At 36.1% G+C, this 13,547-nt stretch carries 16 protein-coding genes; 8 read left to right on the forward strand and 8 right to left on the reverse strand.

Going from position 1 to position 13,547, the window contains the following annotated elements; all coding sequences use genetic code 11:
- Positions 1 to 306 precede the first annotated feature (306 nt).
- From JOC77_RS20560 to JOC77_RS20580, 5 genes are all read left to right on the forward strand, one after another.
- The gene (locus JOC77_RS20560) at positions 307 to 795 is read left to right on the forward strand and encodes a hypothetical protein (protein WP_204548317.1); all 489 of its coding nucleotides are present in this window, start codon (positions 307 to 309) and stop codon (positions 793 to 795) included.
- Between the two features lie 261 nt (positions 796 to 1,056).
- Positions 1,057 to 1,293, forward strand: a complete 237-nt coding sequence (locus tag JOC77_RS20565; protein ID WP_204548320.1) for a DUF3977 family protein — start codon at positions 1,057 to 1,059, stop codon at positions 1,291 to 1,293.
- A gap of 148 nt (positions 1,294 to 1,441) precedes the next feature.
- The gene (locus JOC77_RS20570) at positions 1,442 to 1,768 is read left to right on the forward strand and encodes a YnfA family protein (protein WP_204548361.1); all 327 of its coding nucleotides are present in this window, start codon (positions 1,442 to 1,444) and stop codon (positions 1,766 to 1,768) included.
- A gap of 469 nt (positions 1,769 to 2,237) precedes the next feature.
- Complete coding sequence (locus tag JOC77_RS20575; RefSeq protein ID WP_204548322.1) at positions 2,238 to 2,594, forward strand: hypothetical protein; 357 nt, start codon at positions 2,238 to 2,240, stop codon at positions 2,592 to 2,594.
- On the forward strand, positions 2,591 to 2,836 hold the full coding sequence (locus tag JOC77_RS20580; protein WP_204548325.1) for a hypothetical protein: 246 nt from the start codon (positions 2,591 to 2,593) through the stop codon (positions 2,834 to 2,836). The genes JOC77_RS20575 and JOC77_RS20580 overlap by 4 nt, the downstream gene beginning before the upstream one ends.
- 356 nt (positions 2,837 to 3,192) lie before the next feature.
- Here the strand turns inward: JOC77_RS20580 and JOC77_RS20585 are convergent, their stop codons facing one another.
- Positions 3,193 to 3,696 (reverse strand): divergent PAP2 family protein, encoded by a 504-nt coding sequence (locus JOC77_RS20585; RefSeq protein WP_204548327.1) that lies wholly within the window; start codon positions 3,694 to 3,696, stop codon positions 3,193 to 3,195.
- A 1,001-nt stretch (positions 3,697 to 4,697) separates the two neighbouring features.
- Between JOC77_RS20585 and JOC77_RS20590 the strand changes: the two genes are divergently transcribed.
- A complete protein-coding gene (locus JOC77_RS20590; RefSeq protein ID WP_204548330.1) occupies positions 4,698 to 5,144 on the forward strand; it encodes a DNA mismatch repair protein in 447 nt (148 codons plus the stop codon).
- Between the two features lie 1,393 nt (positions 5,145 to 6,537).
- Here JOC77_RS20590 and JOC77_RS20595 read toward each other — a convergent pair.
- The 7 genes from JOC77_RS20595 to JOC77_RS20625 form a co-directional block, all read right to left on the reverse strand.
- The gene (locus JOC77_RS20595; RefSeq protein ID WP_204548333.1) at positions 6,538 to 6,738 is read right to left on the reverse strand and encodes a cold-shock protein; all 201 of its coding nucleotides are present in this window, start codon (positions 6,736 to 6,738) and stop codon (positions 6,538 to 6,540) included.
- Positions 6,739 to 7,100: 362 nt separating this feature from the next.
- The gene (locus JOC77_RS20600) at positions 7,101 to 7,268 is read right to left on the reverse strand and encodes a hypothetical protein (protein ID WP_204548336.1); all 168 of its coding nucleotides are present in this window, start codon (positions 7,266 to 7,268) and stop codon (positions 7,101 to 7,103) included.
- Between the two features lie 230 nt (positions 7,269 to 7,498).
- Positions 7,499 to 7,723 carry a hypothetical protein gene (locus JOC77_RS20605; protein ID WP_204548339.1) on the reverse strand — a complete coding sequence of 75 codons (225 nt, stop codon included), beginning with the start codon at positions 7,721 to 7,723 and terminating at the stop codon, positions 7,499 to 7,501.
- A 523-nt stretch (positions 7,724 to 8,246) separates the two neighbouring features.
- The gene (locus JOC77_RS20610) at positions 8,247 to 8,525 is read right to left on the reverse strand and encodes an HU family DNA-binding protein (RefSeq protein ID WP_204548342.1); all 279 of its coding nucleotides are present in this window, start codon (positions 8,523 to 8,525) and stop codon (positions 8,247 to 8,249) included.
- A 582-nt stretch (positions 8,526 to 9,107) separates the two neighbouring features.
- A complete protein-coding gene (locus tag JOC77_RS20615; RefSeq protein WP_204548345.1) occupies positions 9,108 to 9,290 on the reverse strand; it encodes a hypothetical protein in 183 nt (60 codons plus the stop codon).
- A 14-nt stretch (positions 9,291 to 9,304) separates the two neighbouring features.
- A complete protein-coding gene (locus tag JOC77_RS20620) occupies positions 9,305 to 9,553 on the reverse strand; it encodes a hypothetical protein (RefSeq protein ID WP_204548353.1) in 249 nt (82 codons plus the stop codon).
- A gap of 296 nt (positions 9,554 to 9,849) precedes the next feature.
- Complete coding sequence (locus tag JOC77_RS20625) at positions 9,850 to 11,196, reverse strand: aminotransferase-like domain-containing protein (RefSeq protein WP_204548355.1); 1,347 nt, start codon at positions 11,194 to 11,196, stop codon at positions 9,850 to 9,852.
- 136 nt (positions 11,197 to 11,332) lie between these two features.
- On the opposite strand from JOC77_RS20625, the gene blaOXA reads away from it, so the two are divergent.
- Both blaOXA and JOC77_RS20635 read left to right on the forward strand, forming a co-directional pair.
- Entirely contained in the window at positions 11,333 to 12,157 is an 825-nt protein-coding gene (blaOXA, locus tag JOC77_RS20630; RefSeq protein WP_204548364.1) for a class D beta-lactamase, read from the forward strand.
- 784 nt (positions 12,158 to 12,941) lie between these two features.
- Entirely contained in the window at positions 12,942 to 13,136 is a 195-nt protein-coding gene (locus tag JOC77_RS20635; protein ID WP_204548358.1) for a hypothetical protein, read from the forward strand.
- Positions 13,137 to 13,547: the final 411 nt, after the last annotated feature.

Genomic DNA, 13,547 nt, shown 5'->3' on the forward strand with positions numbered 1-13,547 from the left:
CTCCTAGCCGTAAGATCAGTATGGACAGGAAACCCATTTTCATATTCTGTGGTGCAGCAGTGCTGCATGATTGGCTAACGGGTGCGTTAGTTGAATGAGGACTCTGATATACGGGATGCTGGAAAAGGAAAGGAGTTAGAAAAGTTGCCGTCAAAGCAACTCTCGAACATACGAAAAAGACCAGAGAAGAGTCTTTTTTGGTTCCAGATCCCGATCCAATGATAGACCAAAGGTCGAGATTGAATGGATGGTAAGAACGAACAAATTATTTTTTATTACTTGTAATTATCCTGTTAGGGGGGCTGTATGGAGAGGTTCATGAAGTATGTTTTTGTCATCTGTTCCATCGTAGTAGGATTTTTACTTTTATCCCTTGTGGCTATTCAATTTGACTTTACTTTTATCGGGGAAGATTATGATACAAAACCTCCTAAAGGTATTCTGTCAGCAGAAGGACCCCCTACAGCATTAAAGCTGGCCAACATCAACTGGAGAGTGAAGCCTGGAGAGTATGAAAAGAAAAAAGTGTCTAATATCCAGGTTCTGGGATTAAAGCAAAAGAAAATCATAATAAAGGCCGGTAATGAAGTTTTGTTTACTTATAAAGCAAACGACGGAACCATTCTGGATAAATTTGTAGAAATCACACTATGGAAGGATGGGATTTCTAACAAGGTTGAGTATAAAGATGGTACTTTTAAAGCTCCTGGTATAAAGGGAACTTATATATTGGAAATTGTTTTACATGCAGAGCAAGGTACCGTTCAATATGTAGGAAATCTTGTTGTTAAATAAACATGGCTACTATTAACGGACCTGTAATCAACTTATGCCAATCTCCAACAACTTAACCTCACGCTCCGGTTGCAAAGAGGAGATAAGGGTTTATCTATACTTATCCTGACTCTTAAACTAAAGGATGCATTAGTTGAAGAACGTATGGCTTTTTAGGCAGCCTTTGGATATTCCACTTAACGGGCTGTTATGGTTAGGAAGGAATAACATCCCATAGAAAAAAATATTAATATTCTACTGTTTTTTTAGGGAGAGATAATATTGAAATTTATTGAAATTGGAATAGGGAATACTTGGTTAGTTAGGACAGAAACAGAATTAGAGGACGGCACGGAATATGAAGAAAAAGGAATAATAGGACCATTAAAGTTCCACTCTTCTTATTTAAGGCTATGGATTGGTAAAACTGTTCTGATTTTTGATTTAATAGAAGGTTTGAAAAGATTAGAGAAGAGTCGTAAAGAATTCAAATTTATTTTTGGAATAGTAAGTTATTAAAGAACTCTTCTTGAACTAATGGGTGCTTTTGTTCAGGAAGCCGGGCTTCAGCAGCCCTTTTTTGTTATTATAAAAGGGCAGGTTAAATAAACGGGTCTACTAATAGAATGACTATGGCATGTTGAATGTGCAAGGAAGTGATTTAAAAATGATGTATGCAATTATACTATTTATATTTGCAGGACTTGCTGAAATAGGTGGAGGTTATCTAATCTGGTTATGGTTAAGAGAAGGTAAACCGTTTTATTGGGGTATCTTTGGAGGTGTAGCTTTGGCTTTATACGGTGTGATCGCTACATTTCAATCATTCCCAACGTTCGGTAGAGTCTATGCTGCCTATGGAGGGGTATTTATCATTCTTTCTGTATTGTGGGGATGGGGCATCGATAAAAAAACACCTGATTTATATGATTGGGTAGGTGCAGGTATATGCTTAGCTGGTGTTTCAGTAATGTTGTTTGTACCTCGACAGTAAAAAGTCTTATTCAAGTAACGGGAGCGTTAGTTGAGAAAATACGGCTGCTTCCGCAGCCTATTTTTGTTTTGCTTAAAGAAGGAGGAATAGAGGAAAGTCATTTTTATTATAGAATAAAAGGAACAAAAAGATCAGGAAAGAAGGATTAAAAGGAATGGGCTTAACCAGGGATAGATATTTTTTAGAATTGGCCTTACAATCTAACACATATCTGATTGGGGCTGTAATAGTTGATCAAGATTACTGGCCGTAATAAAGTATATCCATAGAAAGATGCCACAACTCACGCTGAAATTGATGCAAATTCAGGCTAATCTATTTTAAACGCAAAAGGCTAACGGGGCAGGTTAGATGAACAAGTTGACTAAAATATAGACAGAGATGATGTTGTTTTTACTTTATTTCTATATCCAATTTAAAGTGAATAAAGAATATAAAATTTTAGCTTCTTAAGATTGGAGAGAGCAAAATGCAAAAAAACATACCACATGATACAACGGCACAGCCGGCGGAAAGCCGGATCAAGATGAGTGCATTTCTTTTTTTATGTGTCATGCTCCCATCCAGTTTCATGCCGGAAGAAACGGCTGTCACATGGCTGTTCATAAACAGCATCATCGTACTGGTCCTGCTGGTCCTACAATATTCACACTGGCAGAAGTACAAAAATGACACGGTAAAATACTATTCGCTGCAGGTCTACATTTTATTGATGGGAATTGTCTTCTTTGCTGTTGTGCCTTTGTTCATACTTCTGAGCGGAACTATTTTCTTCTGGTTAATGGTGCTATCAACGACCATTTCATCATGGCAGCGCATGCATTGAATAAAAGGACTGCTTTAAGCTTTGTTAATAGAAACCATAAAAAGCTGGCCGCGGTCGTATCAGTATACATGGCGATCCTGATTTTTGCGGGAATTGTATTGATGAGCATGATGCAGACGCAGGAGGCACCTGAAAATACAGGCGTATCCATTTTGTTTTATTTGGTCGGAAACTTATTCATCGTCTTTGCGCCCGTGTTTTTATTGAGCAAAAAAGAAGTAGATCAATTAGAGAGCTCCTAAGACGCTGATGCAGGCCAAGCCTGAAAAGAGCAGTTCAATTAACGGGGAAAGAACATTGAGTGTTATGAGGAGATAAGGTGGGAGGCTTGAAAGTATTGTAGAATGAAAAGGAGTTTTTGAGCTTCGGATTGCAAACGAGTCGTGAAGTATCGTAACCTTACAAAAAAGGATTCTTGCGGAAACCTTCATTTAAGAATTGGACAGCATAAAAGCCCCCTAAATTAGGAAGGCTTTTTCAATTTCTAAATAAGTACTCATGTTGTTCAGAGTTATTTCCAAACGGATGTTTTCCATTAACTCAATAATAATAAGTCACAATAGGACTTATTTTATATAAAAAAGCATATTGGAATGATTTATTCTTCTAATTCCAGATCTTCGTGTTTCTTTGGCTTACCATTCTCGATTTTCGCCGAGATTAGACCAAGCGCAATGCCAAGCAACGCACCAGCTCCTACTTCCACCGGCTGATGACCGAGAATTTCCTTCAGTTCTTTCTCTCGCTCCACATACTCAAAGCTAGGAAATTCACCCGAAAATTTCACCAGATTATCTTCAAGATCGTTCACGAGCTGCGCAATTTCTCCAGTATGTCGACGAATTCCCTGAGCATCATACATCACAATTACGCCAAACACTGTTGCAAGCGATGTCTCAGTATGACGCCATCCTTTATTCGCCGCCACATAGGAAGCTAGAGCTGCTACACCCGCAGAGTGCGAACTAGGCATACCTCCCGTTGTGAAAGCCTGCTTCAAGTCCCAATTTCCCGTCAACTTCTTGTGAGTTAAAATTTTAAGTCCTTGCGCTATGCCAATCGCCGACAGCGCCGTCAAAATTCCTCGATTCATCTTTTCCATAACAAACTCCTCCATTCCAAAAAGCAGTCAAACCCAATCCGGCATATATCTTTTTGATACCCAATTTTGATTTTTATATGCAAGAATTTGTCCCATCAACCAAGATATTAGTCTATAATTTACCCATAATTTAAGTGTTTTTTCTGAACTACCGGATGCGATAGTTTAATTAATTTTGGCTCCTTGGCTGCCTTTTGATTTGTTCTACCAATGAAGCGGGTTAGTAGAAGAAGGTGGTTTATACCTTCCTGAAGAATATATGCGAGTAGAATTAAATTAAAAAAGGAGAAATAAATATGACAAAAACAATTTTGGATCAATTTGCCAGTTAAAGATACAAATAAATCAAAGTGAAAAATCTGTTCAGCCCATTCTTTTCATCTGGGATTATTATGGAAGTGAAATTTGTTCATTAGTTATAGAAGACAGGGCTGCTGCGGCAGCTTTTTTGTGTTGTTCCACTAACAGGGCAGATTAGTTTAATAAATGTATAATAGTTTTTTTGGTGATGTGGAGTATGCTAATTTTGAAACAAATATTAACCCATTATAATACATTGAAGGATGAACAATATGAACTGGATTTGAGTAGTTTTTGGTTTAATTGCTGTTTTTTTATTGGGGTTATTGCTTATAGAATCTTCCCGATTCAAGAAAGAATTGAAACAAGAAATTAATGATGATAGGAGTTTATCGAATGCTTTAATACAAAGATGGGAAAGGAAAACATCAAGAGCAATTACCCTTGTAATTATAACGTTTATTTTTGTTGTTCTTATCTTAGAAAAGAAGCTTGTTCCCTAACAGGGCAGGTTAGTGCAATAATATTTCCTGAGAAAGAAACTATAAAAAAGTCTGAATCAACCGCTTTAAAGAGGATTTAGAAGATTGGATTTTGAAATTTGGATCTAGGTTAATAAAAAGGGGAAGTTTACAAATACTAAAAAACTAAATACCTTAAGCCCAAATTGTCTTTATAAACCAAGTAAAGTGGGAAGAATAATGAGTTTAGAAATGAAAAAAGAACATCTTATCGATTATGGGTTAACCGTATTTGAAGAAATTGGAGCTAATGATATTTGTAGCGTCTGTATTAAAAGTGGAAATTCTTGTTGTCAGGGGTGTGAATTCTTAAAAGATAAGGAAGGATGTCAAAAACGCAATACTTCTTGTATGGCGTGGTTATGCGGCTTGCAAAAACTTTATTTTAATGAGATTGGATTATTAGATGAGTGGGAAAAATTATGGGCAAAAATCCCAGGTAAATTACATCGTGGAGATGTGACTCCAGATCTTGTAAAGGTGGTTAAATTACTCAATGTTAAACATATTGGTAAAAACTCAGGAAAGTTAATGGCTGATAAATTCAAAACTTTTGTCGAAGGTGGGGGGGATTTAGAAAAATTAGAGAGACGTTTACAACACGATTTTGTGATGGAAAAGCTATAAGATCAATAACTTTCCAATTCAACTACGGTTAGAAACAAACTAACGAGTACGTTAGTTTACATAGGCTATATTTAAATTTAGCAATACGTAAAGTAAAGACCCCCATACGATAGGCGTAGGAGTTTAACAAGTTCACATTTAATTATAAAACCAATTTTTAGACTAAGCTGTTAACGGAGTTCTGGATAGTTTAAAATCTGAAATACCTAAAAGGGAAAAAGAACATGCAATAAACATGTATGTTGATTTCATATTTCTTAGGTGATTATCTTTTTAACGAGAATGAGGAAGTGCCACAATCACTTATTGTTTGAAGTAAGAAGAACGCAGCAGGACAGGTATCTCCAGAAGGAAAAATTTCTGAGATGATTGTTCGTTACACCCCAACCACGGACGTCTTTACAGACTTAATAACGATTATTAGCATAGAATTTGGGCTTCATTAAAAGAACTTGGATATAATAAAAAACGGATAAACAGAATATTAGACATTAGTCTCAACGAAAAGATTTTTACTTTCGAACGCCTGTCCGAAGAATATAAGGAAGAAACACAAAGAGAACTGGCGAACTTTATCACCGATTGTATTGGTTAAAGAAGGTATAGCGATTATTCCTTTAATCGGTTTTATCGACTCATATAGGGCGGATTATATTATGGATAAGTTGTTCCTTAGTTGCTGACAAACAGCTAAAGATTGTTATTGTTATTTTTTTCTGGAATTTTGAAAATCGATACAGAGATAGCACGCCAACTTCATCAAATAGGACAAATGTTTCACAAACTATATTAAATAGCGGCATTAATATGTCTACAATGAAGACTTTCGCAAACGTTAAGCAAGTACTAGATAGCATTCAATAACCATATTTTTAGCACACATCACTCGAAGAAGTGGTGCTTGTGATATTTACTTCGGAATTTCATGGGCATAAATGGGACAAGCTATTTTGTTAACATAATCGAAAGAATATTGTAAGTCTTAGATAGATCCGAACAAGACTATTTAAAGGCAAAACTAATTTCACAGCTTTAAACAGACAGAGGAGCATATTCCTTTGTCTGTTTTATGAAATAAAATTGCAGTTATGTCTCTTTAACGTATAAACGACAAATATAATCGATTGCTTGTTCAACTAACGTCGTGAGTGAAATAAGAAAGAATAAAATGTAGTTGTATTAAAAATGAAAAATAAATAACTATATACATTCCGTATATTGTCAATACAGTATGTTATACTGTAAACAAACCTTTGAAGCTTTAAATTCTTTTACATTACCTGTACCATCTCCCTACTTGAACGTCGAGTAGGGTTTTTTTATTGAGTCTAATTCAGACCATATAAAAAAACAGGCTCTATATTAAGAGCCTGTTTGTATACTCGATTGAAGATTAAGCTTTTTGAACGTTAGAAGCTTGAGCCCCACGAGCACCTTGTTCAACGTCAAACGTTACTTTTTGACCTTCGTCTAAAGTTTTGAAACCTTCACTTTGGATTGCAGAGAAGTGTACGAATACATCGTCTCCATTTTCGCGTTCGATAAAGCCAAAACCTTTTTCTCCATTAAACCATTTAACTGTACCTTGTTCCATTTTTGTTGCCTCCTAGTGCGTTAAACACAATGTATTACTATCCTTGCCCAAAGTGATTCTCAAAACGAAAAGTCGATATTCGTACTATCCATTACACCGAACAAAAATAATTCTTCTTTATCATAACAGAATACGGAAAAAATTGCAAATCATGCAACACATTAACAAAAATAGTATTTTTATATAATCGTTGATAAAGCAAGGTTTGTTCTTCAACTTCCTGAAAAAACTGGTGAAAAATTTGTCAAAGGCAGATTCTGGTTCACTGGGTATAGCTACATGGTGTGGGGGATGGGCGGCAGCGTAGTTTAATCAACTCCATAATATAAGCGTACTAGCTAAGAAGCCAGTACGCTTATAACCTACTCTAAAATCTTGATGGTTTCAGTATCTATAAATGATATGTATTCTTCAGTTTCATAATCTTCAGTCAGCCAAAAGCCGTGAGTTTTAACATCCACAACTTCACCTATGTAAGTAGTTCCGGCAAACACCTTCACCTTTTGACCAGCGGATATATTGAACATCATATTACCATTCCCCCTTATAAATTACTTCTTTTAAGTTTATAGAAGGTGTTCTTCTTTAGCTCTAACATATATCCATGAACTATAGCTGTTATTTCCTTGCTAACCTACTTGAACTAGTTACCCCTCCCTTAGTAATTCATTCTATACCTTATTCATGGTTTCAAGTGCTCATTTAGGCCAACTTACGCAGGTGTCATTATGTGTTCCACCGAAATGGAAAAAGCACCCGATTATTCGGATGCATACTTTAATATTCCATTTAAATAAACTGAGTATTCTCGTTGAACACATTCTCTTAATTTGATTTTTCCTTCTATTTGTAATTCTCCAATCAACTCTTCAATCCTTTTTCCATCATCTTTTGTAGCCTTAGGAATCTCTACTGAAAACAAATTACCTCGACTCGCATTGTGTAGGTTTCTCAATAATCCAACTTTATTTAACACTTTCAGCATAAATTATTCCTCCTTCGAACGTTCGAGTAGGTGTTAAAAAAGCATTAATCAGACATACTGACTAATGCTTTGCGAAGTAAAAGAATATCTTTGCGGATGTTATTCCGAACTTGGTTAACGCTACAGTTATTATGTTCAATTACTAAGCGTTCAAGTTCCTTAATAAATAGTAAGCGTTCGAATTCACTTACCATAGGTGTAGTCTCCCTTAAATAGGATAAAAAGTATGTCTATTTAGATTATCACTATTTCCAAGTATATACAATCGAATAAGCTAAATAAAACCTATTAAAGGAATTAAAGGATTAGAAATACAAAGGCAAATTTGACATAGTGCGTGGTAGATGTATTGTTGTTGGGGGAGAGAAGAAACTGAAAAAGCGAATAGTATTGATGCGTGAAAAAAATTTAGTGAAGATTTCAGAAATGAAGTCTTCTTGAACTAACGGAGCAATAGCTTTACAAAAACAAAATGCCAATACCTTAGTTGGTATCGACATTTTGTTCTCAACTTGTAAAACATTTACTTTCCAGCTACTGCATCTTTAAGTGCTTTACCAGCCTTAAAAGCGGGAACTTTTCCAGCTGCTATTTGAATTTCTTCTCCAGTTTGTGGATTTCTACCCGTACGAGCTGCACGTTCACGGACCTCAAAATTACCAAATCCGATCAATTGCACTTTATCACCATTTTTTAAAGCCTCTGAAATGTTATCAAAAACGGCATCTACTGCTTTGGATGCATCTTTCTGTGAGAGTTCTGCGGTTTTGGCTACTTGATTAACGAATTCTGTTTTATTCACTCATAAACACTCCTTAAAAAATATTAACCTGAAGGGGTACCTTAGTTGTAACATAGCGTACATAGGTTCGCAACTTTAAAACGACGTTGGAAGTTTATTGCTATCAAAGCCTTTACATCTTTCTTAAAGGGCTGTCCTTTACCATTTAAGGGGAACCTGATACAAACAGCCTTAAGGGCGATCCAAATGTGGGTACCTATTTTCAAACGATGGAAATTTCCGTTGAGGTTAGAACAAGTGAATCAGAAGAGTCGTACAAAAACTGCAAGAGATAACCGATAGCCGCTGCCCGGTAGTTAAAACGTTAAAAGCGGCCAATGTTGACATTAAACAAACTGGACAAAGACTGTATAATTAAAAAGATTGTTTCCGGTTAGCCACTCCTTCTTATGCATTAAATCATTAAATAGGCTGCAAAGGCAGCCACAGGCAGTGAGTGTCCAGTAATCCCTCCAAATGATTTTTATAAGCCACGGAGAAAACAACATGAATCCTATTTTTTTAAGAAAAACGCTATGTAAAGAATATCGTTGATTTAATTTATAAAATTAAAGGACTTCAAGGTGTGAAGTCCTCTGGCGATTATCTTCCCTCTATTTCAAAGGTTGCAAATGGTGTTAAGAGCCTTCCTTGCTCATTAAGCAATTCGGCTATTTTTTCAAGGTCGCCTTCCCATGTACCAGTATTATAAAGCTCCCTCACTGCCATTTCAAATGAGAGATATTTTGATTTTCCATCCTTTTTACTTATCTTTTTTACCCGCATGATAAAACTCCCTTTCAACAAATTATTATATCCCATCCGAATGTATTAACAACCCTTAATACCGCATCAAATCTTGGCCTTGCCTGAAGTGTTTCAAGTTCTGCTAATCCTGCAGGAGAAATAATTGCATGTTCTTGCACCCATTTTCTTGGAGAATCTAATTCTTCTCTCCTTCTTCTTTTATCCCCTATTATCTGCCTCCAATCCTGAAAATGTAATGATTTTTCCAAGCATGAGTATATTTTATGAAAATTTTGAACCAATTACTGCATTCAAATGGTCTTTTATGAAAACCTCATTTTTAAAGATACGTCTAAACCTGCAATTACAAAAAGAATTTCGGGGGCTTACAGTAAACCATCAGAGGTTATTGAAGTGACGATATATAGAATGGATGGCATCTCAGTTGATGTTGATAAAAGCATAGGACTCCCAGGAGGTTTGTTTAAATAACGGGTGCGTTAGTTGAAAAAGCCTGCCTGATCCGCAATGAAATGAAAAAACCATGTTACATGACATCTTTTAATGATCTTCTTCACGAAAGGGCGGAACTCTGAAGTTAATCTTTCCTTAAAAGTGAGTTTAGCTCTTTTCCAATGACCCTGATCCCCTTTTCAATTTTCTTATCCTCTACTTGAGAAACACTTAGACGGATTACATTTTCTTTTTTATAAACGGGGAGATACATTCCAGTTGCATCTTGAACAAGAACATTCTTTTTTTTAAGACTATGTACTAAAAGTGCTGCCTTAATCTGTAAGGGCAGCTGAATGGTAGAATAAAAGCCGGATTCAGCTCCAGTAAATACAACTTGCTTAGGAAGATAGGCATGTAATGCTTGTTTAAGGATTCTTCCTTTTTTCTTATAAATTTTTCTAAGCCCCTCAATGTGAGCCTTATACATCCCGCTTTGCAGATAGATTTCTAATGCTCCCTGGGTTAGCACAGGGGTGTGAACATCAGAGGCGAATTTGGCCCTGAAAAATGATTCGAGAAGTAGGTCGGGCAAAACAGCCGCACCAAGTCTTAACCCAGGCAGCAGGACCTTGGAAAAACTTTTTGTGTATATTACTCTGCCTGATGGATCATATGCAAACATGGGGTCGGCCTTTTTTCTTGTATCAAGATCCCCCATATAATCGTCCTCTATAATGTATACATCATATTTTTGAGCCAGCTCCACAATTTTCTTCTTTTCCTTATTTGTATAGCTATATCCCGTAGGGTTCTGAAATCTGGAAACGGTATAGAAGAACTTTATGGACCTTTCTTTAAACAACTTCTCTAAATAGGTTAGATCAATCCCGTCTTTTGTCATTTCTATCCCTATTGCATTCAGCCCGCGAGAGCTTATGGAATCTATAAAACTGAAATGGGTAGGCTGCTCAACACAAATTTCCTTTTTTCCATTCGGAAAGGGCAGAGAAACAAGAATATCTAGGGCCTGCTGGGAGCCGGATACGACGCAAATTCTTTCAGGCGGGGCGAAAACCTGTAAATCTTGCAGCTGCTTTGAAAGCTCATATCGGAGTGATGATAGACCAAGAGGTTCTGAGTATTGAAACATTTCTTCTTTAAAGAGTTCAATAGCCTGGTTCATACAATGCTGATAATCACGGTAGGGCATATTCCATTTGTCAGGACCAGCGGATGAAAAATCAATCATTTCCTGTGCGGAATTATTACTAAATTGTCGGATTCCGACAAGGAAAAAACCGCTTTTAGGAACCGAATAGATCTTATGTTCTTTTTCCATTTCAGTGTAGGCTTTAACAATTGTATTTATACTACATTCGAAAGTTTCCGCCAGGGACCGAATGGACGGTAGTTTGTCCCCTGGCTTAAGACGGCCGTCTGATATTCGGACATGGATTTCATTTATAATTTCTTCGTATTTTGTCTTCATATTATTCCCCGCTTCATTAATCTGTATGGGTACAGACGATATATTTAACATCTTCCATAACACTAGTTTCTCATATAGTATAAATTACCATAAGAGTCATATTACTTCAGCAACATAAAGGAGGCTGTCAATGGAAATGTACAATTTTAAGAGAGGTTCAAGGTTCTGCAATCTGGCGGTATTTTTCATGCTCTCAATCATGCTAGTTTTCGCATGTCTGGTCACAGCGGCGGATGCAAAAGGCCTGAAAACAAAGAAACTGAACATTGAAGATTTATTTAATGGCAAGGACGGGACAATGGTACTTAAGAATTTAAAAAACGATCATATCTATATTTATAATAACGAAAGAAGTAAAAAGATGGTTACTCCTGAATCAACTTTTAAAGTGCCAAACGCTCTAATCGGGCTCGAAACAAGTGCTGTAAGGGATGAGTATGAAGTGAAACGCTGGGATGGTGTTCGCAGGGAATTCGAAAACTGGAATAGGGATCACTCACTAGCTTCTGCTATGAGGGAGTCAGCAATTTGGTTTTATCAAGATATGGCCAGGGATATAGGAGAAATTAAAATGAAAAAGTATATTAATCTGATGGCATATGGAAACGGCAATATTACAGGAGGCATTGATATATTCTGGCTGAATAGCACTTTGAAAATTTCCGCTCTGGAACAAGTTGATTTTATGGAACACCTTATTGAAGAAGAGCTTCCATTTAAGGAGAAAAACCAGAAAACGGTCAAGCGAATGATGATTCAAGAAGAGAAAGATGACTATACACTTCACGGAAAAACAGGTACGCGGCTTTCGGATATGGGGTTAGGATGGTATGTAGGTTTTATAGAATCAAATAAAGAAACCTGGGTATTTGCATTGAATCTTAGTGGGACAGGGACTGAAGCAAAAAATATTACACTCCAAGTATTAAAGCAAATGGATATTATTAAAGAACACCCATAGTCGTTAGGTCTTTTATGAAGTAGCAGAGTTCTTGTTCAAAATCAATTAACAACATGATATTTTGCAGCAGTTCTGTTTCCGCATAGTATAACAATTATACATGAAGAAGGTGATTCGCAATGAAACCATACTTTTTCACCAAGACCTTGGGTATTATGGTTGGAACACTGACGATCCTTGTTGCATTTAGTTTTTCATTTTATTTCTAATAGGACCGGGTTTAGCAAAGGCTTTAAATCCGGACAAAGTATTTCGGAATGGACCAATATTTTACACTACTCACCTTTCTAATAATATTACTGGTTGTTTAATTACTGCAGTGGGCTCATTTAGGATTGAAAATAAAGCTTGGAAAGTGTCTTATATTTGGTATTCCTTAGTACTAGGTATCGGTTTGGTAGTAGGTTTCTTTCTCTATTGGGGGATACTAGGAACTCGACCTGAAATCTTCATATTGTGTACTGGAATCATATACCTAATATTAAGTCATTTAACTATAGAAGAAAATAACAATATTACAGGTAATCAGCTTCCATAAACGGCAGCATTTTTGATATCCCACGTAATATGAAAGCAACAAAAAATGAAACAGGTATCCTTACTGGATTGTTATCTACCTTCAATGATAAAGAAGAAACCGTTTTTGAGGGTGACTTGTTGTGAAACTAGTTTTAGAGTTTACAGCAAATGGTAAAATGAATGACTGATAATAAAATATAGAGTACAATGAAAATTCGTATGTTACTTTACACATGGCTGATTATTAATAATAGGGGGACATTAAATGTCCAAGGTGAACCAAAGAAAAAGATACTCGGTCGTGGTTGAAGGAAATGGTAAAATCGAGCATGCAGTAATAATTTCCGAGAGTTTGGACCTAATGTATTGGCAAGTACACAAGCTGTATGGACACCTATTGAAGGACGAAAACGGTAAAGATGTTGGAAATGTTTCATTTGAAGAATCTACATTAGCTTAAATGCCTGAGGCACTCATAAATGGGTGTCTTTTCTTTTTAAAACGGGTTCTTTACCTATTTTTAAAATTTATAAGGAGGCCAATTGCAGCTCCATTTTTTTACTCGACTTTAATAAGCCAAGTGGATATAAGACGGATTATATTCTGTTCTTCAACTAAAAGGTGCGTTAGTTCTTTAAGAAACAAGCGAAGACTGCAAAAAAGCAGTCTTTTTTATTTGCTATTGATAAAAGGGTATCTAAGTAGGTAACCCCCAATATATTAGTCGAAATTGCTAATTCAATTGATAATAAATCACAATAAAGGTATTCTTCTTCACTCCCATGAAAATTAATTCTGAGATACAGTCAAAAAGGCAATACTAAAGAAGACAGCTCATTCTGTATTTTTAAAAGAGTGCCTGGTTGCTTGT

Origin of the sequence: Peribacillus deserti (assembly GCF_016909175.1) — a bacterium.
In the GTDB taxonomy this organism is placed as follows: domain Bacteria; phylum Bacillota; class Bacilli; order Bacillales; family DSM-1321; genus Paraperibacillus; species Paraperibacillus deserti.